This window comes from Bradyrhizobium sp. USDA 3397 (genome assembly GCF_054060965.1).
This window is the reverse complement of sequence record NZ_JBSSDS010000001.1, coordinates 1775125-1796454: the sequence shown is the minus strand read 5'-3', so window position 1 is coordinate 1796454 and position 21330 is coordinate 1775125. Positions and strand designations below refer to the sequence as shown.

The window sequence follows — 21330 nt, the reverse complement described above, 5'->3', positions numbered from 1 at the left end:
CATGCAAGATGACGCACATCATGCCAATCCGCCGCTGGGCAAATTGCCGATTCGCACGGCACCCTTGCATCCCGGACACGGCTTCGAGGCGGCCGAATATTGCCCTCCGGCGCTCTTCTATTGGGAGGCGAACGCGCCTATATTCCGGCGTCATTTCCAAGAGGTAGGAATGTTTCGAGCGACCTGGACTGCGGCCCTCACGGCGCTGTGCGTAGCCTTTTCGGCCACCCTCAATCCGACTGCTGCGCAGGACCGTCGGGTCCCGTCGTCGCCGGCCGAGCTGCGGATGTCCTATGCGCCGATCGTGCAGCGGGTGCAGCCGGCGGTCGTCAACGTCTATGCCGCAAAGGTGGTGCAGAACCGCAATCCGCTACTGGACGATCCGATCTTCCGCCGCTTCTTCGGTGTGCCGGGCCAGCAGCCCGAGCAGATGCAGCGCTCGCTCGGCTCCGGCGTCATCGTCGATGCCTCCGGCCTCGTCGTCACCAACGTCCACGTCATCGAGGGCGCCGACCAGGTGAAGGTGTCGCTGTCGGACAAGCGCGAGTTCGAGGCCGAGATCCTGCTCAAGGATTCCCGGACCGATCTTGCCGTGCTGCGCCTGAAGGACAGCAAGGAGAAGTTCCCGACGCTGGACTTCACCAATTCCGATGAGCTCTTGGTCGGCGACGTCGTGCTCGCGATCGGCAATCCGTTCGGCGTCGGCCAGACCGTGACCCAGGGTATCATTTCAGCGCTGGCGCGCACGCAAGTCGGCATCACCGACTATCAGTTCTTCATTCAGACCGATGCGGCGATCAATCCCGGCAATTCCGGCGGCGCGCTGGTCGACATGGGCGGCAAGCTCGCCGGCATCAACACCGCGATCTATTCGCGCTCCGGCGGCTCGCAAGGCATCGGCTTTGCGATTCCCGCCAACATGGTGCGCGTCGTCGTCGCCTCCGCCAAGAGCGGCGGCAAGGCTGTGAAGCGGCCCTGGCTCGGTGCGAAATTGCAGGCGGTGACGCCCGACATCGCCGAGAGCCTCGGCTTGCGCTCGCCGACCGGTGCGCTGGTCGCGAGCGTGGTGTCGAACGGTCCGGCGGCGAAAGCCGGCCTGAAATCCTCCGACCTCATCACCGGGATCGACGGCCAGATCGTGGATGATCCCAACGCGTTCGACTATCGCTTCGCAACCCGTCCGCTCGGCGGCACCGCGCAGCTCGACGTGCAGCGCGGCGGCAAGTCGGTGAAGCTCACGGTAGCGCTGGAGACCGCGCCCGACACCGGGCGCAACGAGCTCGTCGTCACCGCGCGCTCGCCGTTCCAGGGCGCGAAGGTTTCGACCATCACGCCGGCCGTCGCCGATGAGCTGCGTCTGGATGCCGACACCGAAGGCGTCGTGATCACCGATATCGGCGGCGATACGGCGGCTGCGAGTGTCGGCTTCCAGAAGGGCGACATCATCCTGGCCGTCAACAACCAGAAGATCAGCAAGACCGGTGACCTCGAGAAGGCCGCAGGTGAACGGGCACGGATCTGGCGCATTACGCTGGTGCGCGGCGGCCAGCAGATCAACGTCACGCTGGGCGGATGAGTCCGAAGCGACCAACGGAGACACCGACTCTCTTTGCCGCGGCGGGGCTCGATCACGATGCTCCGCATCCGCTGCCGGACCGGCTGCGCCCGCGCGCGCTGTCAGAGGTCGTCGGCCAGGATCACATCCTCGGCCCGGACGGTGCGCTGACGCGCATGCTGGAGACGCGCACGCTCGGCTCGCTGGTGTTCTGGGGCCCGCCCGGCACCGGCAAGACCACGGTGGCACGGCTCCTGGCTGACGCGACGGATCTGCATTTCGAGCAGATCTCGGCGGTGTTCTCCGGCGTCGCCGACCTCAAGAAGGCGTTCGATGCCGCGCGCGCCCGCCGCGAGATGGGCAAGGGCACGCTGCTGTTCGTCGATGAGGTGCACAGATTCAACCGCGCCCAGCAGGACTCTTTTCTGCCCGTGATGGAAGATGGCACCGTCGTCATGGTCGGCGCCACCACCGAGAACCCGTCCTTCGAGCTCAATGCGGCGTTGCTCTCGCGTGCGCGCGTGCTGGTGTTTCGCTCGCTCGATGCCGCCGCGATCGAAAAGCTGTTCCTGCATGCCGAAGCCGTCGAGGGCAGGAAGCTGCCGCTCGATGCGGAGGCGCGCGCGGTGCTGGTGCGCATGGCCGACGGCGATGGCCGTGCGTCGTTGACGCTCGCCGAAGAGGTCTGGCGTTCGGCGCGGGCGGACGAGATTTTCAATGCCGTGCAGCTGCAGGAGATCCTGCAGCGCCGCGCGCCGATCTACGACAAATCGGCCGACGGCCACTACAATTTGATCTCGGCGCTGCATAAATCGGTGCGCGGCTCCGATCCCGATGCCGCGCTGTATTACCTCGCGCGCATGTTGGACGCCGGCGAGGACCCGCTGTTCCTGGCCCGCCGCGTTGTGCGCATGGCGGTCGAGGACATCGGGCTGGCCGATCCGCAGGCGCTCGTCATCGCCAATGCCGCCAAGGACGCCTTCGACTTCCTCGGCCATCCCGAGGGCGAGCTCGCCATCGCCCAGGCCGTGGTCTATCTCGCCACCGCGCCGAAATCGAACGCGGTCTACACCGCCTTCGGCACCGCGATGCAGGTCGCTAAGCAGGCCGGCTCGCTGCTGCCGCCAAAGCACATCCTCAATTCCCCGACCAAGCTGATGAAGTCCGAAGGCTACGGCTCCGGCTACGAATACGACCATGATGCGCCGGACGCCTTCTCCGGCCAGGACTACTTCCCGGAAGCGCTCGGCCGCCAAACCTTCTACGACCCGCCCGAGCGCGGTTTTGAGCGCGAGATCAGGAAGCGGCTGGATTACTGGGCCAAGCTGCGCAAGGAGCGGGGCGACTCGCGCTAGAAGCGGCCATTTCGTCGTGACGGAAGGCCGCTTTTAGGGTACGCAGGCAACCATGAGCCGCCGCATCAAGAGAATGAACCCAAAGCCGCGGTCGCGTGACGAACGCGACGACTCGCAGGCGCATCAGGCGCGTAGCGCGAAGAGGGCCGGGCCGCGTCCGGGCGGCAAGCCCGGCGGGAAGCCGCAGCGCTTTGTCGGCGAGCGCGCCGAGCGGCGTCCGCCCAAAGCGGTCCAGGAGAGGCCTGCGCCTGAAAAGTCCGTCGAGGCGCTGCTGCCGACCAAGGTGCAGACCGTCACGGTCACGGCGGACGAGAACAACATGCGCGTTGACCGTTTCTTGGAAGCGCGCTTTCCCGGCCTGTCGTTCTCCCACATCCAGCGTGTCGTGCGCAAAGGCGAGCTGCGTGTCGACGGCAAGCGCGTCGACAGCAAAGACCGGCTGGAGGAGGGACAGAGCGTCCGCATTCCGCCGCTGAAGCTCGACGCGCCGAAGGCGGCAGGCCCGCTCTCGGAGGCCGCGCAGAAGACGCTGAAGGCGCTGAAGGAGATGACGATCTGGGAGGACGACGACGTTCTCGTCCTGAACAAGCCTGCCGGCCTTGCCGTGCAGGGCGGCTCGGGCATGACGCGGCACATCGACCAGATGCTTGAGGTGATGCGCGATGCCAAGGGCCAGAAGCCGCGCCTCGTGCACCGCATCGATCGCGAGACCTCGGGGTGTCTGCTGATCGCCAAGACGCGCTTCGCTGCCTCACACCTGACCGGCGCGTTCCGCTCGCGCTCGGCGCGAAAGGTCTATTGGGCCCTGGTGCCGGGCCTGCCGAAGCCGAAGCAGGGCCGCATCTCGACCTTCCTTGCGAAGGAGGAGGGCGAGGACGACACCATCATGCGCATCGCCCAGCATGGCGATGAGGGCGCCAGTCACGCGGTGACGTACTACGCCGTGGTCGAGACCGCCGGCAACAAGCTGACCTGGGTGTCGCTGAAGCCGGTGACGGGCCGCACCCACCAGCTGCGCGCCCACATGGCCCATATCGGCCATCCCATCGTCGGCGATCCCAAATATTTCAACATCGAGAACTGGCAGTTGCCAGGCGGCCTGCAGAACCGGTTGCATCTGCTCGCACGGCGCATCGTCATCCCGCATCCGCGCGGCGGCGTGATCGACGCCACCGCGCCGTTGCCACCGCACATGCAGCAGTCGTGGAACCTGCTGGGGCTGGACGCAACCAGATTTGATCCGATCGAGAACGCGCCGGAAGAATAGCGAGGTTGAATGGGGGCGGCAGGCGCACGAAATGTCCCCCATGAGACGAGCATCGACCTGCTTTGCGCTGTTGGCGGCGCTGTTCGTAGGGCAGGCTGCCCACGCGCAATATGTCTCGCCCGGCGCCTCGCGGCTTGCTCCGCCGCTGCCTGCGCCGCCACCGCCGCCGAAGATCGAGGTGCCCAAGGTTCCGCAATTCGACGCGCCGCCGCGCTACAACTACCAGCCGCTCCCGCGCAATTCGTTCAGCGATCGCGTCACGAAATGTCTCCACGACGGCGCAGCCGCAGGACTGGGCCCGGCCGATCGCGGCACGTACGCGCGCATGTGTGCGAACTAGCTAGCAGCACTCCTGGTCCTACTGGCGAGGCCGTGACGACACTGGTAATTCGACTGACGACAGGAACCAAAAACCGACATGCGCGAATTGTTCGAAGAAGCAGCAAGTCAGCCCGCGCCGGATCCCCAGGAATCGGCGCGCGCGTCCACCCGCACGCCGCTGCGCAAGCGCTTTTATAAGGAAGCCGGCGTCGCCGATGCCGAGGGCGGCTTCGCCATCACTCTCGACGGCAAGCCGATCCGCACGCCCTCCGGCCGCCAGGTGGTGATCCCGACGCGCGCGCTCGCAGATTGCGTCGCCGCGGAATGGGCCGCCCAAGGTGACACGATCGATCCCATGACCATGCCGTTGACGCGCATCGCCAACAGCGTGGTCGAGGGCGTCATCGACCGCGTCGACGACGTCAGCGACGACCTCGCCAAATATTTCGAATCTGACCTGCTATTCTATCGCGCCGGCCATCCCGAGGGACTGGTCGCCCGCGAGGCCGCGCATTGGGATCCCGTGCTGTTCTGGGCGGCGCAGACGCTGGGTGCGCATTTCATCCTGTCGGAGGGTGTGATGCACGTGAAGCAGCCGGACGAGGCGGTGAAGGCCGCACGGGCCGCGCTGCCCGGCAACCCTTGGTCGGTCGCCGCGCTCCACATGGTGACCACCCTGACCGGCTCGGCGCTGCTCGCGCTGGCGCTGGACCAGGGCGTGCGCGATGCCGATCAGGTCTGGGCCGCCGCCCATGTCGACGAGGACTGGAACGTGGAGCAATGGGGCGTGGACGAGGAGGCGGCCGCCCGCCGTGCCGCCCGCTTGAAGGATTTCCAGGCCGCCGTGACGGTTCTGGCGGCGGTGAAGCAGCCGGCCATCTGAGGTCCTTAACGAGAGGTTTACGACGCAGCGGTTACGGTGGCCGGCATTCCCTAAGGCTGCCGAGATGCCGACGCCGGTCACCTCCATTGCTCCCGTCAACGCTGCCGGCCGCCCGGCTGATGCGGCGACGCCGGATCTCATGCTTCAGGCCGGCAGTGTGGTCGATGCCAGGGTGGTCAGCGTGCTCGCCGACAATCTGGTGCGGATCGCGATCGCCAACCTCTCGATGGACGTGATGTCGGAGGTGGCGCTGACGCCGGGGCAGAATCTCCAGCTCGCGGTCTCGCAGAGCAACGGCACCATTCGCCTCGCGGTCATGGGCGGGGCAGGCGAGGCGGCGGGAGATCAGGTCACGCTGACGCCGCGGGCGGCCTCGCTGGTGGAGAGCCCGCCGCTGGCGCCGCCGGTGGCCACGGCACGGAACACCCTCACTCCGTCCGAGCAGGTCGCCGTTGCAACGGCCTCCGCCGAGGCCGCGACCAAGCAGGGCAGCCAGGCGCCGCTGTTCGCCAACCTGGCCTCCGTCGTGACGAGTAGCAATCTGCCCGCTGGGCTGAAGCAGGCCGTGCTCGCTGTGCTGGCGCAGCAGACGCCGCTCAACGCAGCCCTCGACGGCGGCGATATCGAATCCGCGTTCCAGAAGTCCGGACTGTTTCTCGAGGCCTCGTTGGCCGCAGGCACAACGCCGTCCTCCGGCGCGATCCCGGACTTGAAGGCCGCACTGCTGGTGTTGCGCCAGACTCTGGCATCGACCTCCGGCGCGCCGCAGGCAACTGCGCAAGGTGTGGCGCTGCCGGCGAGTGCTGCGGCCACGACGCAGACCGCAGCCTCCGCGCTGGCGGGCGAAACGGCCCAAGCGGCGTTGCCGGAACTGGCCCGGCCGGCGCAAGCGTCGCGCGGTGCACTTGCTGCCGCTCTGCTGGCCGATGTGGCGGGCAACAATCCGCAAGCTTTGACGTCGCGCACCATGTCCGCGGGTCTTGCCGCGAGCCTGCTGCAGGAGGTCACGGAAAATCTGCCGCGCCTGACCGGCAACGTGCCGGGCTCCAACAAGTCCGTGCCGGACGCCCATCTCTTCGAGGCGGCCGCACATCCGACACCTCCGCCGATCCGCGGTGCGCTGCCGGCGCCTCAGTCCATCGCCGCACCGGCGCTCGCGCCGGACGCGCCGCTGGCTGCGACCGTGCATCGTCTGCTCGACGACACCGATGCGGCGATCGCGCGGCAGACTTTGCTGCAAATCGCATCGCTTCCCGATCGCAGCGACGCCAGCGGCCACCGCATCGATCCGGCCGCGCCGCAGTGGAATTTCGAGATTCCGTTCGCGACGCCGCAAGGCACCGCGATGGCGCAGTTCGAGATCTCGCGCGATGGCGGCAACGAATCGGCCGATTTCGCCAAGCGCGCCTGGCGCGCACGCTTCTCTCTTGATGTCGAGCCGGCCGGACCCGTGCATGCGCTGATCACGCTGAACGGCGACAAGACCTTCGTTCGGATGTGGGCGGAGCGGCCGGCCACGGCGCAGCAGCTCCGCGCCGGCATCGGTGAGCTCAGCCAGGCCTTGACGAAGGCCGAGCTCAAGCCCGGCGATATCGTGGTCCGCGACGGCATGCCGCCGCCACCGGCGCCGGCCCGCGCCGGCCACTTCCTGGATCGCGCCACATGAGCGATCCCTCCAAGCTCGCGATCGCGCTGCATTACGAGAAGGGATCCGGCGCGCCCGTCGTCGTCGCCAAAGGCAAGGGCACGATCGGCGAAAAGATCGTCGAGATCGCCAAGGCCCACGATATTCCGATCGAGGAGAACGAGGTCCTGGCCGGCGCGCTGTCGAAGGTCGAACTCGGCGACGAGATCCCGCCGGATCTCTACAAGGCCGTCGCCGAGGTGCTGGTGTTCGTGCTGCGGCTGTCGGGCCGGGGGCACTGAGCGCTGTCATCGTTTGACCAGATATCGTCGGCATTGTAGCCGTCGCTTTCATCGTCTAACGGACACCGCCCTTGCTGACCCGCCGTTCCACCCTCGGCCTCCTCGCCGCAACCGCGATCCTGCCTGGACGCGCGCGCGCCCATGTCGCGCCGCCGCGCAATGAAATCCGCGACGCTCTTGCAAAGCGCTTCACCGATCTCGGCACGTCGGGCACCTTCGTCGGCTACAAGGTCGAGGACTATCTGATCGTCGCCAGCGACAAGGAGCGCTCGGGCGCGGGCAAATTGCCGGCCTCGACCTTCAAGATTCCCAACTCGCTGATTGCGCTCGAGACCGGTGTTATCACTGACCCCGACAAGGACGTGTTTGCCTGGGACGGCGTCAAGCGCCCGATCGAGGCCTGGAACAAGGATCACACGCTGCGCAGCGCAATCGCGGTGAGCGCGGTGCCGGTCTATCAGGAGATCGCGCGCCGCATCGGCGAGGTGCGCATGCAGCAATATGTCGACGCGTTCGACTACGGCAATCGCGACATCGGCGGCGGCATCGACCAGTTCTGGCTCACCGGGGCCTTGCGGATCGATCCGGTCGAGCAGATCGATTTCGTCGACCGGCTGCGCCGCCGTACGCTGCCGATCTCAAAGCGCAGCCAGGATCTCGTTGCCGATATCCTGCCGGCGACGAAGGTCGGCGACGCCGTCATTCGCGCCAAGTCTGGTCTCCTGGGCGCCGAGCGCGGCGAGCCGTCGCTCGGTTGGATGGTCGGTTGGGCCGAGAAGGGCGAGGCACATACAGTGTTCGCGCTCAACATGGATTGCAAGGAGCCGCGCCACATCGAGGCTCGCATGACGCTGACCCAAGCCTGCCTTGCCGAGATCGGCGCGCTCTAGCGCGACCGTGTGCACGTCAAGCCGGCACCTGAACCTCGGTCGTCGCAATCAGACGCCAATCGGCGAGCGCGGCCAAGCGGTGGGGTTCGGCCTCACGCCGGTAATCGGAGCTCAAGACGATGACTCGAAAGGTCGCGAAGTCCGGGTAGCGAACGATTGCGGCGTCGTGCCAGGCTTCGCCTTGTGCTGCCACCAGCAGAGCTCCGACAGAGCCAAGCCAAGTTGGCGTCACCCCTTGCGGAATCGCGACCTTGCGAAATGTGGGGACATAGCGCGTGTAATAGGCGTCGCGGCCGCTACAGGCCGGAAGCTCGGATTTGTCTGGGTACAAGGCCTCATCCCGATAGCGTAGAAGATTGAGCATGAAGATGGGTTGATCTCCGGGCAAACTCGAGGCTGCCATGTCGAGTGATGCATGATCGATATCGACGAACATTGTTCTCTCCGGTCGTGGGTTCTTGCTGTGCTGATATCGCTTTCGAACGGCCGGCGTTGTAGTGGTTTCGGTGTCACCGCTATGATGACGTCATGGCAACACCAAGCGGCCATCGGCAACTCCTCGGCAATTCTGAGCGCCAACCCGGCGGTCCAGCTCGAGCTGAAAGTCGACGATTTCGGGGACGGAGTTCAGGCGTTGTCGGGTTTTGCCGTGAGCGCCCGGTCAATCGCAAAGCCGCCGATCTCGCTCATGGCCTGCGAGATCGGATCGCCACGCCGGGCAAAGCCGCTGGAGAGATAATCGAATTGCGTTCGCGCCAGCCGCAGCACCTCGATCGGCACCGAGACCGCGCTCTCGTTGAAGCTGTCGACGGAGGCGCGCAAGCTGTCGAGCTCCGTCGTGAGCTTGCCGATATGTCTCTCGGCATGCTGCATCAGCTCAAGCAGCTTGCCGCGCTCGGCATCGAAGGCGGCGCGCTCGGCTGCGGTCGCGGCGGTGAGCTCGGCGAGCTGTGCCCGCAGCGCCGCGATCTGGCCGACCATGGCGTCGGAGGCGAGTTCGGCGGACTCGCGCAGCTCGGCGTTGCGCGTGCTCTCTTCCTGCGCCTGATGATAGAGCCGCTCGGCCGACATCGCCCGCTGGCCGAGCTGCTCGATCATGCCGGCCGCGCGCAGCAGCATCTCGCCGTTCCGTCCTGACACCATGCCGGCCATGCGGCGCAGGAAGTCGATGGTTTCGGACGCTGGGTTCGGCGGCAAGGGGACGACCGTCGCGGACATCTTGCGTGATGCCAGTAGGTAGATGCTGGAGCCAGGGCATGATGATCACCGCCGTACCGATTGGGTTCACGCAACATTCGGCGCCTGATCTGACTCGGAGCAAGCCTGAATCGGTCGGCCCGGTCAACCTGCCGGGCTGCCAAATTTGAGGTCAGGAGTCCTTCTGCCGCCCGATCCGCCCCAGGTGGGTAAAGCCGAATCCGGCGGAATATTTCAGGCCGTAGCCGAGCGCCCGGTCGATGCCGATATGGGCAAGCCAGATCAAGGCGATGGAGAGGGTGAGGGGCGAGGCGAGGGCGAAGCCCAGCGTCAGCAGCGCCACCGGCGCCATGTAGCTGTGGGCGGCGTTGTAGACCATCGCACCGAACCTGGTGTCGGACAGGTAGGCCAGGAAGCTCAGATCGGGTACGAAGAACAGCAGCGCAAACACCAGCCACGACCCGTCCCAGGCCGCATAGAGCGTCACCATCCCAGCAAACAGGGTGAGGCCCTCCAGCCGCAGCAGGATGTTGACGCCGCCTGTCGCAGCGCCCGTCTCGGCCGTTCCTTCGCTCACGCTTGCCTCCCGGGCAAAACTTTGTAATTCCTTGCGCTTTCCCGCTACGGCAGGGCAGCCCTGCGACCGCGAAACCGGCTTTCCGGGCCGCAAAATGCCGTGTTAGAACCCGCCCATCACTTAAGAACTGGCGGGAGCAAATGAAACACATCCTGGACGCCCTTGAAGATCGTCGTGCCGGCGCAAAGCTCGGCGGCGGGGAGAAGCGCATCGAGGCGCAGCACGCCCGCGGCAAGCTGACGGCGCGCGAGCGCATCGAGCTGCTGCTCGACAAGGGATCGTTCGAGGAGTTCGACATGTTCGTCGAGCACCGCTCCACCGAGTTCGGCATGGAGAAGACCAAGGTGCCGGGCGACGGCGTCGTCACCGGCTGGGGCACCGTCAACGGCCGCAAGACTTTTGTGTTTGCCAAAGACTTCACGGTGTTCGGCGGCTCGCTCTCGGAAACGCATGCGCTGAAGATCACCAAGCTCCAGGACATGGCGATGAAGGCGAGGGCGCCCATCATCGGCCTCTATGACGCCGGCGGCGCCCGCATCCAGGAAGGCGTCGCCGCACTCGCCGGCTATTCCTACGTGTTTCGCCGCAACGTGCTCGCCTCGGGCGTGATCCCGCAGATCTCCGTGATCATGGGCCCCTGCGCCGGCGGCGACGTCTATTCGCCTGCCATGACCGACTTCATCTTCATGGTGAAGAACACCAGCTACATGTTCGTCACGGGCCCCGACGTGGTGAAGACCGTGACCAACGAGGTCGTCACCGCCGAGGAGCTCGGCGGCGCCTCGGTGCATGCGACGCGTTCCTCGATCGCCGACGGCGCCTTCGAGAACGACGTCGAGACGCTCCTGCAGATGCGCCGCCTGATCGACTTCCTGCCCTCCAACAACACCGACGGCGTGCCGGAATGGCCGAGCTTCGATGACATCGAGCGGGTCGACATGTCGCTCGACACGCTGATCCCCGACAATCCGAACAAGCCCTACGACATGAAGGAGCTGATCCTGAAGGTCGTGGACGAGGGCGACTTCTTCGAGATTGCGGAAGCCTTCGCCAAGAACATCGTCACCGGCTTTGGCCGCATTGCGGGCCGCACCGTTGGCTTCGTCGCCAACCAGCCGATGGTGCTGGCCGGCGTGCTCGACAGCGACGCATCGCGCAAGGCGGCACGCTTCGTCCGCTTCTGCGACGCCTTCAACATCCCGATCGTCACCTTCGTCGACGTGCCCGGCTTCCTGCCGGGCACCGCGCAGGAATATGGCGGCCTGATCAAGCACGGCGCCAAGCTTTTGTTCGCCTACTCGCAATGCACCGTGCCGCTCGTCACCATCATCACCCGCAAGGCCTATGGCGGCGCCTTCGACGTCATGGCCTCCAAGGAGATCGGCGCCGACATGAACTACGCCTGGCCGACCGCCCAGATCGCGGTGATGGGCGCCAAGGGCGCGGTCGAGATCATCTTCCGCAGCGACATCGGCGACCCCGACAAGATCGCCGCCCGCACCAAGGAATACGAAGACCGCTTCCTGTCCCCCTTCATCGCCGCCGAGCGCGGCTATATCGATGACGTCATCATGCCGCACTCGACCCGGAAGCGCATCGCGCGGGCGCTGGCGATGCTGAAGGACAAGAAGACGGAAATGCCGGCGAAGAAGCACGACAATTTGCCGTTGTGAGCGAAGTGTAGCCCGGATAAGCGCAGCGACATCCGGGTATTTGCCCAGGTCCCGCATGTCGCTTCGCTCATGCGGGCTACTCGCTAAGGATACCAAGTGGGCGATCTTCATCGAAGTGTCTTCCTGAAGGAGCTGAAGGACTCCTTTCCGGACTTAAGGCCCGAGATTGACGCGCAGCACGGCCTGCTGAATCTAGAGATGCACGTGTTTACCGACCTCGTGCAGCGAGGCATCGCCGCGAGAAATGCAAAGGAAGTCGCCTCGTGCTTCAAGCTTGCCGAGAAGTACTTCAGGGATGGGAATGATCATTTGCAAAATGCCATCGGCGTTTCCTTCCTCGAGCACCTGAACTTGCAAAACGCGCAATGGGCATGGGAGTTGCTGGGTCCAATTCTGCAGCGAGAGTATTTGCAGTTGGTCGACGCTGGCATGGCCAAGCCTTTACCCTATCGCCGCTAGCGTCCCGGTTGAGACACGATGACCGAAGACGATCCGACCGACGAAATCTCCGATATCGAAGATCGAATTGAGGCGCTCGCCGAGACCGCCGAGCGGTGCCGCAAGTACATCCTGGCGTCCAAGATCGCCGTCGGAGGCGGGGCGGCGCTGCTGCTCGTGACGATCCTCGGTGTGTTCGGATTCGGTCAGACCGCAGCGCTCGGATCAATCGCCCTGGTGCTGGGCGGGATCGTCTCGCTCGGCTCGAACATCAGCACGCTGCGGCAGACGGAGGAGGCCATCAGTGCTGCGGAGGCGCGGCGGGCGGCGTTGATCGGCAGCATCGATCTGCGCCTCGTCGCCGATGCGCCGCTGAAACTGATGTGAGGTGTAGGGTGGATTAGCGACAGCGTAATCCACCAAGGTTTGCGTCACCGGATAGAGAAGTGGCGGATTACGCTATCGCTAATCCGCCCTACACATCGGACGCCTCCAGCGCCAGCAAGCCTCACGCGGCCTGCTTGACCGTCAGCTCCGACAATTCGGCGCGGCATTCGGCGGCGTAGGCCTGGAGCCGGTCGGCGGTCTGCCGGTCGAGGATGGCCTTGGCCAGCCGCTCGGCGCGGGCGATCTGTCGCTTGAGATATTCGATGCGGACCATGGGTCACCTGTCGAATTGAATCGTTCCGGTGCCGGCGACTCTATGCCAAGCACAGGACCGGTTATGTGAGCCACATCACGTCCCACGCGCCTTATCCGCCGCGGCGAAATGCGCCAGCTGGTCGGCGTGGGCTTTGGCGAACGCCGGACGTCCGGTGGCACGCGCGACGTAGGCGCGGCAGGCAGGACTGTCCGTCAGCCCGTTGAAACTATCGACGACGCGCAGCACGTCCGCCATCAGGATGTCGGCGACGGAGAAGGAGCCCACCAGCCATTCGCGGCTGGCCAGCACCGGCTCGAGGTGCTTCAGGCGCAGCTTGAGGAAGTCATTCACGAACTTCCATGCTGCCGTGTCGGTCGGATGTCCCATGAATTTCGACATGCCCCATGGCAGGCTGGCCATCTCCACCGAATTGAGCGCCGCGAACACCCATTCCGCCGCTTCAGTGCGGCCGCGCTGGTCCTTTGGCATCAGCCTCTCGCTGAGGCCGCCGAGATGCAGCAGGATCGCGCCGGTCTCGAAGATCGAGAGCTCGCCATCAGTCAGCCACGGCACCTGGCCGAACGGCTGGTGGGCGAAGTGCGCAGGCCCGCGGTCGTCGAACGGCACGCTGGCGACGCGATAGGGCAAGGCGGCTTCTTCGAGGGCCCAGCGCACGCGGAAGTCACGCACGAAGCCTCGCGGCGGTTCGGGAACCCAATCGAAGGTGGTCAGGGTCAGGTTGGCCATTTGCTGTCTCCGTCCTGGTTCGATGCAAAGGACGAACGAAGGTCGTTCATTCCGACATCCAGGCCAACTCTTTTGTCGCCGGCGGCTTAACCGGCTAGGCTCGCCCCAAACAACAGGAGGAAATCCGATGCCAGCAGCCTTCTTCGTCGTTCGCGCCGTCGTCTCCGACGCCGAAAAGCGCGCTGCGTTCGACCGGTGGTACGAGACGGAACACTTGCCTGACGCGGTGAAGGCCTTCGGCGTGAGCAAGGCGTGGCGGTTCTGGAGTCTCGACGATCCCTCGCTGCATCAGGCGATGTATCAGTTCGACGACGAGGCCAAGCTGAACGCGATGCTGAAAGGTGACGCGCTGAAAAAGCTCGTCGCCGATTTCAACCGCGACTGGCCCGACGTGAAGCGCTCGCGCGAGACGCTGGTGCTGGCGCAGGAGTTCGCGACGTAGCGAGGTCCTGTAGCCCGAATGGAGCGCAAGCGTAATCCGGGGTCTTCGCGCACGAATCCTGGATTGCGCTGCTCTCCATCCAGGCTACGAAATCCTCATCCGGGCTCGCATGAATCTGAACGCCAGCTTCAGCTTCGGTTCATGGCGTTGCGGCGACATTCCTTCTGCATCACGTGCACGATGATCCAAGAAGGAAGAAACGATGGAGCGCCGGAACTTTTTGAAACTTGCTTTGGGATTGACGGCGGGCGCCGCCGCTTTCGCTGCGACTGCCGCGCAGGCCGCGCCGCTGTCACCGCAGCCGCTCGCTGATCCCGCCCGCACGCCGCAAGGCAATCCCGACGCTCATCCCGCCGTCACCACCAGCGAGGAAGCTGCGCAGCTCGCTCCCGAGCAGGTCCACTGGCGTGGGCGTGGCCGCCATTGGGGCTGGCACCGCCGTCATTGGCGCCGGCATCGCCGGCGCTGGCACCGCCGTCATTATTGGTAAGCTCGCGACCATTCGCGGACTCGACGGGGATCGCCACTGCCGATCCCCGTTTCGATTTTGGGGAGCGCTCGGGTTCCGCGGCGGATGGATCATCAGCAATAAAAAACGGCCGCGCAGGCTTTCGCCGCGCGGCCATTTGCAACGGAATGGAGGAGATCAGTACGGGCGGCAGCGGCCGGCGTACCAGCGAAAGCCGTAGGGGCATACGCGCGCACGGGGTACGACGACGACCGGCGCCGGCGCGACCACCACCGGGGCGGGGCGAACGACGACAGGGGCGCGCATCGGGCGGCAGCTGCCGTAGGGGCCGCGATACCAGCCCGGGCCGCAACCGCCGGCGGCGCTTGCCACCTCGCTGAAACCGACGACCGCGCTCGCGAGCATCACGGCAGCGAAGAGATATTTCATTTGATCTTCCTTCTCGTCCTTGGGGCAGATTCTTGGGGCACGGCGCTTGAGACGCACAATGAATCAACAGACACGATTCGACACGTTAAATCTGGGAGACTCGTGCCGATACGTCGCGATCCAAACCTGCCAATCATGACCTGAATGCGGCATGAACGTTCCCCGCGTCCTGCCTCGGACGACACGCAGGTGTCGCTAGCGGCCGAGAAAGTTCAGCACCAGTTCCCTGTACGTCTCCGGCGCCTCCAGGAAGACGAGGTGGCCGGTGTCGGGGATCACCTCGGCCCGCGCGTTCGGCATCTTCGCGGCGAGCTGCTTCGCAAGCTCCGCGTTCTGCCCCATCTTGGCCCGCAGCGCCTCCGGCGCGAGCGGCCGGCCCGGCGCGTTGTGGTCGTCCGTACCCATGATGAACAGAGTCGGTGTCGCGATCAGCGGGATCTCGTGCGCCACCGGTTCACGATAGATCATTTGGCCGGAAGAGACGAAGGCGCGCAGCCAGCGCGGATAGTCCGGGCTGCCCTTGATATTGAAGCGGGCCTCGATGAACGGCGTGATCGCCTCGGCCGGCAGCTTGATTGCGTAATTGGTCTGGAGCTGCTTGCGATAGCCGTCGGCGGTGAGCTTGTCCTCGGTCTCGATCATCTTCTCGGTCGGCGTCGGCGGCACGTAGAGGCGGTAGTCCTCGAGCCCGATCGGCGCGGTCAGCACCAGATGGGCGAGGCGGTCCGGATAGGCGCGAGCGATGCGCACGCCGAGCATGCCGCCGAGCGAATGCGCGACGATCTCGGCCTTGTCGATTTTGAGGTGATCGAGCAGCGCAATGGTGTTGCGCGCCAGATTGTCGAAATGCAGCTCGCCCGCCGGCTTGGAAGACTTGCCGAAACCGACCTGGTCCGGCACCACGACACGAAAGCCGGCCTCGCTCAGCATCTTGATCACGGGCGCCCAATAGCTCGACGGAAAATTGCGCCCGTGCAGCAGCACGACGGTGCGACCGTTCGGCCGCGCCGCGGCGACATCCATATAGGCCATGCTGAGCTGCTCGCCGTCGTTGACGATGGGGAGCATGTGCACGGGGTAGGGATAGGCAAAGCCTTCGAGCGCGATGCCGTAGGGCTCGCGGGGCGCGGCATCGGCGGCGTGGGTCGATGTGAGTTGGGAAGTAAGAAGGGCGGCGGCGAGCGCGGCCAGGAAGATGCGGTTCATCACAGTCTCCGTCATGCCCGGGCTTGTCCAGGGCATCCACGTGCCAGCCGCAATAAAGACGTGGATGGCCGGGTCAAGCCCGGCCATGACGAGAGTGCGCATTCACACGCAAACGTGCGATCTCACGCAGCTTGTGTGATCAGTCCTTCCCACCGCCGAACAGCGCAGCGAACTGCTTCTCGCCGGTACGGGTGAAATTCACGATACGGCTGCCGGGCGTGGGATCGCGCGCGGCCCATTTCAGCTCGGCGAAGCGCTGCATCATGGCGGCCCCCAAAGTGCCGGCGAGATGGTGCCGCCGTTCGCTCCAGTCGAGGCAGGCCTTGCACACCGGGCGGCGCGGATGGCTGAGCATGTCGGGCGAGATCTGCAAGTGCTTGGCGAGAAAGCGCTCGCCCTCGGCCGTCAGCTCGATCTCCTGCTTCCTCTGCCTGACCAGATGCCGCTCGCGCAAGGAGTCCAGCATCTGCACGCCGAGATCGCCGGCAAGATGGTCGTAGCAGATCCGCGCGCGCCGCAGCGCCGGATCCTTCGGACCGGTGCGCACGCGCATATGGCCGGTCCGCGCGGCAAGGCCGGCGAGCCCCTCGAGCACGCCGGCGACGTCGTCGTCGGTGAGGCGGTAATAGCGATGGCGGCCCTGTTTCTCCGGCTCGATCAGGCCGCCGGCCTCGAGCTTCGACAGATGCGAGCTCGCGGTCTGCGGCGTGATGCCGGCCTCCTGAGCCAGCTCGCTCGCCGTGAGCGCACGGCCGTTCAGCAGCGCCGTGAGCATGTTTGCGCGGGCGGGATCGCCGACCAGCGAGGCGACCATGGCGATGTCGGGTCCTGATTTCATGCTTCGATGGTAACCGAAGCGTTGGTGTCGGGCAAGGGCGTAGCGTGTCACCAAGTCGTCATTGCGAGCGTAGCGAAGCAATCCAGACTGCGTCCGCGGAGGGACTCCTGGATTGCTTCGCTACGCTCGCAATGACGGCGAAAACAAGGGAGCCCATCATGTCCGTCACCGTCTTCATCCGCTACCAGCTCGATCCCTTCAAGCGCGCGCAGTTCGAGGAATATTCGAAGCGCTGGCTCACCATCATCCCGAGATGTGGCGGCGAGTTGATTGGCTACTTCATGCCGCATGAGGGTACCAACAACATCGCGTCCGCCCTGATCTCGTTCGATAGCCTGGCCGCCTATGAAGCCTATCGCAAACGGCTGCGCGCCGATCTCGACGGCATGGCAAACTTCAACTTTGCCGAGGCGGAGAAATTCATCCTCGCCGAAGAACGCACCTTCCTGCGCAAGGTGGTATTGTAGGCCCACCAACAGCAGGAGACGCCCATGATCGCCGTGATCTTCGAGGTCTGGCCCAAGCCGGAACACCGCCAGACCTATTTCGACCTCGCAGCCGACCTGAAGCCGCTGCTGCAGACCATCGACGGCTTCATCTCGGTCGAGCGCTTCGAGAGCCTGACCGATAAGGGCAAGATCCTGTCGGTGTCGTTCTGGCGCGATGAGGCGGCGGTCGCCGCCTGGCGCAATACGATGGAGCACCGCCGCACCCAGGCCAGGGGCAGGGCGCAGATCTTCGCCGATTATCACCTGCGCATCGCCACTGTGATCCGGGACTACAGCATGGCCGACCGCGAGCAGGCGCCGAAGGACAGCCGCGTCGTGCACGACGCGCACTAGCGGACTCGAAAACGCAGCCTTATCTCTGCGCGGCCAACAAGGGAGAGAAACATGCACGTGACGACCGCTGACAAGCGCGCGACGTTCAAGAAGATGCACGAGAGCGGCTGCTTCATTCTGCCCAATCCGGTCGATGTCGGCAGTGCGAAAGCCTTGCAGCATCTCGGTTTCAAGGCGATCGCGTCATCGAGTGCCGGCTTTGCCTGGACCATCGGCAAGGCCGACAATCAGGTCACCGTCGAGGACGTCTGTCAGCATCTGGCAGCATTGAGCTCGGCTGTCGACATTCCCGTGAACGCCGATTTCGAGGGTGGCTTTGCGGTCGAGCCCGACAAGGTTGCGGACAATGTCGAGCGCGGTGTGCGCACCGGCGTTGCGGGCCTCTCGATCGAGGATTCCACCGGCGACAAGGACAAGCCGCTCTACGATCGTGCCCTCGCCGTCGAGCGCATCAAGGCCTCGCGCAAGGCGATCGGCGACAGCGGCACGCTGCTGGTCGGCCGCTGCGAGGCGTATCTGTGGGGCGTGACAGATCTCAAGCTCGTCATCGACCGGCTCACCGCTTACGCCGATGCCGGCGCCGACTGCCTCTATGCGCCGGGTCTGAAGAGCCGCGAGGACATCGCGGCGGTGGTCAAGGCGGTCGCACCGAAGCCGTTCAATCTTCTGATCGGCGGCTCCGGCCTGTCGCTGCAGGAAGCCCAGGATCTCGGCGTGCGCCGCATCAGCGTCGGCGGCTCGCTCGCCCGCGCCGCCTGGGGCGGCTTCATGCGCGCGGCCAAGGAGATGGCGGAGAAGGGCACCTTCACCGAGCTCGGCGGCGGCTATCCCGGCGGCGAGCTCAACAAGATGTTCGGCTAGAGCATGATCCGGATCCGAAGGGCCGCGTTAGCGCAAAGTGCGTAGCGGTTTTCCGAAAAGATCATGCTCAAACAATAACCTAGCGCGCGATGACGATTCATCCTAATCCCATCGCGCGCTAGCCAAACGAAAAGCGGCGGGATGTTGCATCCCGCCGCTCTCGCGCTTCATTGCGCAATGTTACTTCGCGCCGTCAGAGGGAGCTGGCGTATTCGGGGCCGGCCTGCTCGGCGCTGCACCCGTGGTCACGCCCGGCTCGGTGTTGCTACGCGGCGTCACGTCACGCATGCCGGGAGGTGCGGCCGGATTGGTTGGCTGCGTCTGCGCAGTCTGTGAGGCCGGAGTGTTGCTGGCCTCGTTGGTGGTGCTGGAATTATTCAAGCCGTAGAACACCGCGCCCAGCACCAGGGCGACTGCGACCGCGAACATCGCGATCTTGCCGCTGGAAGCGGGGCCTTCCCCGAGCTCGGGATCGGCCTGTAGGTCGGCATCCCGGCGCGCCGCGCGAGAATACTCATCGTCGGCGAGGTTCGGGCGGTACGGATCGTTGGGAAGACGGTCGTCTGCCATCGATTGGTCTCCTCGGTTGTGACCCCGGGACAACCCTCAGGTGCGAGATTCTGTTCCGCCTCCTTAATGCTTTCGTCGCATGTTGCCTCCGTGTGGGGAATCGGGAACCTGTTCCATGGGAACCCGCGCCTGAGTTCGAGGAACGCGGAGGAGGGAACTCGGCGATGTGGAGCCTGCCGCCTACAGATAGCGTGCTGCATTTCCTGTCCCTGGTCGCGGTGGCCGCGCAGGGCATGACGGCTGCGCTCGCCGCGGGACGCCGCAGCATGGATTGGCTGGGCGTCTGCTTCCTCGGCTGCATCACCGCGCTCGGCGGCGGCACGCTACGCGATCTCTTCCTCGGACATTATCCGCTGGCCTGGGTGCAGAACCCGATCTATCTCGCGCTCTCCGGCGGCGCCGCCCTCCTCACCATCCTGTTTGCGCGCCTCGTGCACCGGCTGAAGGTCGCCTTCATCGTGCTCGATGCCATCGGTCTTGTCGTTTTCACCATGACCGGCTGCGACGTGGCCTGGCAGATGGGTGCCTCGCTGCCGATCGTCATCGTCTCGGGTATGGTGACGGGCTGCGCCGGCGGCGTGCTGCGCGACGTGCTCTGCAACGACGTGCCGCTGCTGTTTCGCTCCGAGCTCTATGCCAGCGTCTCGGTGGTGACGGGACTGTTCTATGCGACCGCATTCGGTCTCAAGCTCAACGCGGAGCTCTGGACCATTTTGACCTTCGTCCTCGGCATCAGCTTCCGCCTGCTTGCGGTGCGCTACAAATGGGAGATGCCGAAATTCGTGTTCACGGGGGATGAAGAGCGGTAGCGCTGTCGCGCGCGAATGGCGATTTAGCGAATGGTTCTGGGCCATTCGCCACTCGCTATTCCCCATTCGCCTCCCGCTTCCTCGCCTTCGCCACCTGGGCCGGTGTCACCAGCGGGCCTGCATTGCCCCAGGAATTGCGGATGTAGTTCGTCACCGCGGCGATCTCGGCGTCGGACAGCTGCTTGGCGTAAGCCGGCATCTCGCCGGTGTTCGGCGCGCGCGGCGTCGTCACGGTGTGAGCACCGTCGAGGATGATGCGCAAGGTCGAGGACGGATTGTTCGATTGCAGCAGCGCATTGCCCGGCAGCGGCGGATAAATCCGTGGCGCTCCCGTGCCGTCGGCCTCGTGGCAGGCGATGCAGAGCTTTGCGTAGACCGCCTGGCCGGCCTTCATCTCGGCTGCGTCCGGCGGCGTTACGATCGTCTCGCGCCGGGCCGGCGGCAGGCTCTTCAGATAGGTCGCGATCGCGCGCACGTCGGCATCGCTCATCTTCGAGGTCGAGTTGACGACGACCTCCGCCATCGGCCCGCCGGCGTGGCTTTTGGCATTGCGCCCGGTTTGCAGGTACTCCGTGATATCGGCCTCGCTCCAGGATTTCAGCCCGGTGCGGGGGGCGCCATCGAGCCGCGGGGCAAACCAGCCGCCGACCGCGTTGCCGGACAGCGCCTGTGCATCCCGGTCGGCGCCGAAATAATTCTTCGGGGTATGGCAGGCGCCGCAATGGCCGAGCCCGGTGACGAGGTAGCCGCCTCTGTTCCAGGCCGCGCTCTTGGTCTGGTCCGGCGCGAACAGGCCGGGCTGGAAATACATCGCGTTCCAGATCCGCATCAGGCCGCGATAGCCGAACGGCCAGCGCAGCTCCGGCGGTTTGTTGCGGCTGGTGACGGGCGCCAGCGTGCCGAGATAGGCGCGGATCGCCAGCGTGTCGTCCTTCGTCATCTTCGTGAAGTAGGGGTAGGGAAACGCCGGGTAATAGTTTGAGCCGTCGGGCGCGATGCCATAGCGCAGGGCGCGGGTGAAATCGGCATCCGTCCAGCCGCCGATGCCAGTGTCACGGTCCGGCGTCAGGTTCGGCGCATAGATCGCGCCAAAGGGCGTGTCGATGCGCTTGCCACCCGCGAACGGTTTTGCCGGATCGGCGGTGTGGCAGCCCGCGCAGTCGCCGGCCTCGGCCAGCGCCTTGCCATAGGCGATCAGCTCGGGCGATGGTCCGGCGGCGCCGGCCGCGCTTGTGACCGTACTTGCAACCGCACTGCACAATGCCAGGCCCACAAGCGCCAGGCCCGTCAGAATCGTCCGCATCGACAGCCTCTCCTGCGACCCATCGACCCTACCTGCGTGAAGGGAAGCGTCGATTCATTTCGCAACGATGGGGGTATGGTGACACAAAC

At 65.3% G+C, this 21330-nt stretch carries 27 protein-coding genes; 17 read left to right on the top strand and 10 right to left on the bottom strand.

Going from position 1 to position 21330, the window contains the following annotated elements:
• Positions 1-169: 169 nt before the first annotated feature.
• The 8 genes from ACVWYQ_RS08420 to blaOXA all read left to right on the top strand — a co-directional run bounded on the left by ACVWYQ_RS08420 (position 170) and on the right by blaOXA (position 8197).
• On the top strand, positions 170-1576 hold the full coding sequence (locus tag ACVWYQ_RS08420) for a DegQ family serine endoprotease (protein ID WP_271544488.1): 1407 nt from the start codon (positions 170-172) through the stop codon (positions 1574-1576).
• Positions 1573-2910 carry a replication-associated recombination protein A gene (locus tag ACVWYQ_RS08415; protein WP_404540328.1) on the top strand — a complete coding sequence of 446 codons (1338 nt, stop codon included), beginning with the start codon at positions 1573-1575 and terminating at the stop codon, positions 2908-2910. The genes ACVWYQ_RS08420 and ACVWYQ_RS08415 overlap by 4 nt, the downstream gene beginning before the upstream one ends.
• 52 nt (positions 2911-2962) lie before the next feature.
• Positions 2963-4177, top strand: a complete 1215-nt coding sequence (locus ACVWYQ_RS08410) for an RluA family pseudouridine synthase (RefSeq protein WP_157280545.1) — start codon at positions 2963-2965, stop codon at positions 4175-4177.
• Positions 4178-4217: 40 nt separating this feature from the next.
• Entirely contained in the window at positions 4218-4517 is a 300-nt protein-coding gene (locus ACVWYQ_RS08405) for a hypothetical protein (protein WP_404540331.1), read from the top strand.
• A 78-nt stretch (positions 4518-4595) separates the two neighbouring features.
• On the top strand, positions 4596-5381 hold the full coding sequence (locus ACVWYQ_RS08400; protein WP_404540334.1) for an ATP12 family chaperone protein: 786 nt from the start codon (positions 4596-4598) through the stop codon (positions 5379-5381).
• A gap of 64 nt (positions 5382-5445) precedes the next feature.
• Positions 5446-7047, top strand: coding sequence for a flagellar hook-length control protein FliK (gene fliK / locus ACVWYQ_RS08395; RefSeq protein ID WP_404540337.1), 1602 nt, complete (start codon positions 5446-5448; stop codon positions 7045-7047).
• Entirely contained in the window at positions 7044-7307 is a 264-nt protein-coding gene (locus ACVWYQ_RS08390; protein ID WP_271544477.1) for an EscU/YscU/HrcU family type III secretion system export apparatus switch protein, read from the top strand. The genes fliK and ACVWYQ_RS08390 overlap by 4 nt, the downstream gene beginning before the upstream one ends.
• 71 nt (positions 7308-7378) lie before the next feature.
• The gene (blaOXA, locus tag ACVWYQ_RS08385) at positions 7379-8197 is read left to right on the top strand and encodes a class D beta-lactamase (RefSeq protein WP_271544475.1); all 819 of its coding nucleotides are present in this window, start codon (positions 7379-7381) and stop codon (positions 8195-8197) included.
• A 16-nt stretch (positions 8198-8213) separates the two neighbouring features.
• Here the strand turns inward: blaOXA and ACVWYQ_RS08380 are convergent, their stop codons facing one another.
• The 3 genes from ACVWYQ_RS08380 to ACVWYQ_RS08370 all read right to left on the bottom strand — a co-directional run bounded on the left by ACVWYQ_RS08380 (position 8214) and on the right by ACVWYQ_RS08370 (position 9971).
• Complete coding sequence (locus ACVWYQ_RS08380; RefSeq protein ID WP_456725572.1) at positions 8214-8633, bottom strand: hypothetical protein; 420 nt, start codon at positions 8631-8633, stop codon at positions 8214-8216.
• 191 nt (positions 8634-8824) lie between these two features.
• On the bottom strand, positions 8825-9415 hold the full coding sequence (locus ACVWYQ_RS08375) for a hypothetical protein (RefSeq protein ID WP_271544470.1): 591 nt from the start codon (positions 9413-9415) through the stop codon (positions 8825-8827).
• 151 nt (positions 9416-9566) lie between these two features.
• Positions 9567-9971 (bottom strand): DUF4260 domain-containing protein, encoded by a 405-nt coding sequence (locus ACVWYQ_RS08370; RefSeq protein ID WP_271544468.1) that lies wholly within the window; start codon positions 9969-9971, stop codon positions 9567-9569.
• A gap of 140 nt (positions 9972-10111) precedes the next feature.
• Between ACVWYQ_RS08370 and ACVWYQ_RS08365 the strand changes: the two genes are divergently transcribed.
• The 3 genes from ACVWYQ_RS08365 to ACVWYQ_RS08355 all read left to right on the top strand — a co-directional run bounded on the left by ACVWYQ_RS08365 (position 10112) and on the right by ACVWYQ_RS08355 (position 12469).
• Positions 10112-11644, top strand: coding sequence for an acyl-CoA carboxylase subunit beta (locus tag ACVWYQ_RS08365; RefSeq protein ID WP_025036964.1), 1533 nt, complete (start codon positions 10112-10114; stop codon positions 11642-11644).
• A 96-nt stretch (positions 11645-11740) separates the two neighbouring features.
• Positions 11741-12103 (top strand): DUF7674 family protein, encoded by a 363-nt coding sequence (locus ACVWYQ_RS08360; RefSeq protein WP_275498917.1) that lies wholly within the window; start codon positions 11741-11743, stop codon positions 12101-12103.
• A gap of 18 nt (positions 12104-12121) precedes the next feature.
• Positions 12122-12469 carry a hypothetical protein gene (locus tag ACVWYQ_RS08355; protein WP_404540344.1) on the top strand — a complete coding sequence of 116 codons (348 nt, stop codon included), beginning with the start codon at positions 12122-12124 and terminating at the stop codon, positions 12467-12469.
• A 121-nt stretch (positions 12470-12590) separates the two neighbouring features.
• Here the strand turns inward: ACVWYQ_RS08355 and ACVWYQ_RS08350 are convergent, their stop codons facing one another.
• Entirely contained in the window at positions 12591-12743 is a 153-nt protein-coding gene (locus ACVWYQ_RS08350) for a hypothetical protein (protein WP_193374987.1), read from the bottom strand.
• Between the two features lie 75 nt (positions 12744-12818).
• Positions 12819-13472 carry a glutathione S-transferase family protein gene (locus ACVWYQ_RS08345; protein ID WP_404540347.1) on the bottom strand — a complete coding sequence of 218 codons (654 nt, stop codon included), beginning with the start codon at positions 13470-13472 and terminating at the stop codon, positions 12819-12821.
• Positions 13473-13599: 127 nt separating this feature from the next.
• On the opposite strand from ACVWYQ_RS08345, the gene ACVWYQ_RS08340 reads away from it, so the two are divergent.
• Together ACVWYQ_RS08340 and ACVWYQ_RS08335 are read left to right on the top strand one after the other, a co-directional pair.
• Positions 13600-13914, top strand: a complete 315-nt coding sequence (locus ACVWYQ_RS08340) for a hypothetical protein (protein WP_157280536.1) — start codon at positions 13600-13602, stop codon at positions 13912-13914.
• A gap of 202 nt (positions 13915-14116) precedes the next feature.
• On the top strand, positions 14117-14404 hold the full coding sequence (locus tag ACVWYQ_RS08335; protein ID WP_109143375.1) for a twin-arginine translocation (Tat): 288 nt from the start codon (positions 14117-14119) through the stop codon (positions 14402-14404).
• 156 nt (positions 14405-14560) lie between these two features.
• Here the strand turns inward: ACVWYQ_RS08335 and ACVWYQ_RS08330 are convergent, their stop codons facing one another.
• The 3 genes from ACVWYQ_RS08330 to ACVWYQ_RS08320 all read right to left on the bottom strand — a co-directional run bounded on the left by ACVWYQ_RS08330 (position 14561) and on the right by ACVWYQ_RS08320 (position 16856).
• Positions 14561-14812 (bottom strand): GCG_CRPN prefix-to-repeats domain-containing protein, encoded by a 252-nt coding sequence (locus ACVWYQ_RS08330; RefSeq protein ID WP_157280534.1) that lies wholly within the window; start codon positions 14810-14812, stop codon positions 14561-14563.
• A gap of 195 nt (positions 14813-15007) precedes the next feature.
• A complete protein-coding gene (locus tag ACVWYQ_RS08325; protein ID WP_404540352.1) occupies positions 15008-16018 on the bottom strand; it encodes an alpha/beta fold hydrolase in 1011 nt (336 codons plus the stop codon).
• Positions 16019-16157: 139 nt separating this feature from the next.
• On the bottom strand, positions 16158-16856 hold the full coding sequence (locus ACVWYQ_RS08320) for a metalloregulator ArsR/SmtB family transcription factor (protein WP_404540355.1): 699 nt from the start codon (positions 16854-16856) through the stop codon (positions 16158-16160).
• A gap of 158 nt (positions 16857-17014) precedes the next feature.
• Between ACVWYQ_RS08320 and ACVWYQ_RS08315 the strand changes: the two genes are divergently transcribed.
• From ACVWYQ_RS08315 to ACVWYQ_RS08305, 3 genes are read left to right on the top strand one after another with little or no spacing between them, the layout of a single operon-like run.
• Positions 17015-17323, top strand: a complete 309-nt coding sequence (locus ACVWYQ_RS08315; protein ID WP_404540358.1) for an NIPSNAP family protein — start codon at positions 17015-17017, stop codon at positions 17321-17323.
• 24 nt (positions 17324-17347) lie between these two features.
• On the top strand, positions 17348-17698 hold the full coding sequence (locus tag ACVWYQ_RS08310) for an antibiotic biosynthesis monooxygenase family protein (protein WP_404540361.1): 351 nt from the start codon (positions 17348-17350) through the stop codon (positions 17696-17698).
• A gap of 51 nt (positions 17699-17749) precedes the next feature.
• Positions 17750-18559 carry an isocitrate lyase/PEP mutase family protein gene (locus ACVWYQ_RS08305; protein ID WP_404540364.1) on the top strand — a complete coding sequence of 270 codons (810 nt, stop codon included), beginning with the start codon at positions 17750-17752 and terminating at the stop codon, positions 18557-18559.
• A 180-nt stretch (positions 18560-18739) separates the two neighbouring features.
• Here ACVWYQ_RS08305 and ACVWYQ_RS08300 read toward each other — a convergent pair whose 3' ends face one another.
• Positions 18740-19129 (bottom strand): hypothetical protein, encoded by a 390-nt coding sequence (locus ACVWYQ_RS08300; protein WP_404540367.1) that lies wholly within the window; start codon positions 19127-19129, stop codon positions 18740-18742.
• A 164-nt stretch (positions 19130-19293) separates the two neighbouring features.
• Between ACVWYQ_RS08300 and ACVWYQ_RS08295 the strand changes: the two genes are divergently transcribed.
• On the top strand, positions 19294-19938 hold the full coding sequence (locus tag ACVWYQ_RS08295; protein ID WP_157280528.1) for a trimeric intracellular cation channel family protein: 645 nt from the start codon (positions 19294-19296) through the stop codon (positions 19936-19938).
• Between the two features lie 55 nt (positions 19939-19993).
• On the opposite strand, the gene ACVWYQ_RS08290 is transcribed toward ACVWYQ_RS08295, so the two are convergent.
• Positions 19994-21241: a c-type cytochrome gene (locus ACVWYQ_RS08290; RefSeq protein WP_404540370.1), complete on the bottom strand. Its 1248-nt coding sequence runs from the start codon at positions 21239-21241 to the stop codon at positions 19994-19996.
• Between the last annotated feature and the right edge of the window lie 89 nt (positions 21242-21330).

Bases quoted from the DNA above. Each gene is read 5' to 3' on its own strand.
- ACVWYQ_RS08420 (WP_271544488.1), top strand. From the start codon at position 170: ATGTTTCGAGCGACCTGGACTGCGGCCCTCACGGCGCTGTGCGTAGCC.
- ACVWYQ_RS08415 (WP_404540328.1), top strand. From the start codon at position 1,573: ATGAGTCCGAAGCGACCAACGGAGACACCGACTCTCTTTGCCGCGGCG.
- ACVWYQ_RS08410 (WP_157280545.1), top strand. From the start codon at position 2,963: ATGAGCCGCCGCATCAAGAGAATGAACCCAAAGCCGCGGTCGCGTGAC.
- ACVWYQ_RS08405 (WP_404540331.1), top strand. From the start codon at position 4,218: ATGAGACGAGCATCGACCTGCTTTGCGCTGTTGGCGGCGCTGTTCGTA.
- ACVWYQ_RS08400 (WP_404540334.1), top strand. From the start codon at position 4,596: ATGCGCGAATTGTTCGAAGAAGCAGCAAGTCAGCCCGCGCCGGATCCC.
- fliK (WP_404540337.1), top strand. From the start codon at position 5,446: ATGCCGACGCCGGTCACCTCCATTGCTCCCGTCAACGCTGCCGGCCGC.
- ACVWYQ_RS08390 (WP_271544477.1), top strand. From the start codon at position 7,044: ATGAGCGATCCCTCCAAGCTCGCGATCGCGCTGCATTACGAGAAGGGA.
- ACVWYQ_RS08380 (WP_456725572.1), bottom strand. From the start codon at position 8,633: ATGTTCGTCGATATCGATCATGCATCACTCGACATGGCAGCCTCGAGT.
- ACVWYQ_RS08375 (WP_271544470.1), bottom strand. From the start codon at position 9,415: ATGTCCGCGACGGTCGTCCCCTTGCCGCCGAACCCAGCGTCCGAAACC.
- ACVWYQ_RS08365 (WP_025036964.1), top strand. From the start codon at position 10,112: ATGAAACACATCCTGGACGCCCTTGAAGATCGTCGTGCCGGCGCAAAG.
- ACVWYQ_RS08355 (WP_404540344.1), top strand. From the start codon at position 12,122: ATGACCGAAGACGATCCGACCGACGAAATCTCCGATATCGAAGATCGA.
- ACVWYQ_RS08350 (WP_193374987.1), bottom strand. From the start codon at position 12,743: ATGGTCCGCATCGAATATCTCAAGCGACAGATCGCCCGCGCCGAGCGG.
- ACVWYQ_RS08345 (WP_404540347.1), bottom strand. From the start codon at position 13,472: ATGGCCAACCTGACCCTGACCACCTTCGATTGGGTTCCCGAACCGCCG.
- ACVWYQ_RS08340 (WP_157280536.1), top strand. From the start codon at position 13,600: ATGCCAGCAGCCTTCTTCGTCGTTCGCGCCGTCGTCTCCGACGCCGAA.
- ACVWYQ_RS08335 (WP_109143375.1), top strand. From the start codon at position 14,117: ATGGAGCGCCGGAACTTTTTGAAACTTGCTTTGGGATTGACGGCGGGC.
- ACVWYQ_RS08330 (WP_157280534.1), bottom strand. From the start codon at position 14,812: ATGAAATATCTCTTCGCTGCCGTGATGCTCGCGAGCGCGGTCGTCGGT.
- ACVWYQ_RS08325 (WP_404540352.1), bottom strand. From the start codon at position 16,018: ATGAACCGCATCTTCCTGGCCGCGCTCGCCGCCGCCCTTCTTACTTCC.
- ACVWYQ_RS08320 (WP_404540355.1), bottom strand. From the start codon at position 16,856: ATGAAATCAGGACCCGACATCGCCATGGTCGCCTCGCTGGTCGGCGAT.
- ACVWYQ_RS08315 (WP_404540358.1), top strand. From the start codon at position 17,015: ATGTCCGTCACCGTCTTCATCCGCTACCAGCTCGATCCCTTCAAGCGC.
- ACVWYQ_RS08310 (WP_404540361.1), top strand. From the start codon at position 17,348: ATGATCGCCGTGATCTTCGAGGTCTGGCCCAAGCCGGAACACCGCCAG.
- ACVWYQ_RS08305 (WP_404540364.1), top strand. From the start codon at position 17,750: ATGCACGTGACGACCGCTGACAAGCGCGCGACGTTCAAGAAGATGCAC.
- ACVWYQ_RS08300 (WP_404540367.1), bottom strand. From the start codon at position 19,129: ATGGCAGACGACCGTCTTCCCAACGATCCGTACCGCCCGAACCTCGCC.
- ACVWYQ_RS08295 (WP_157280528.1), top strand. From the start codon at position 19,294: ATGTGGAGCCTGCCGCCTACAGATAGCGTGCTGCATTTCCTGTCCCTG.
- ACVWYQ_RS08290 (WP_404540370.1), bottom strand. From the start codon at position 21,241: ATGCGGACGATTCTGACGGGCCTGGCGCTTGTGGGCCTGGCATTGTGC.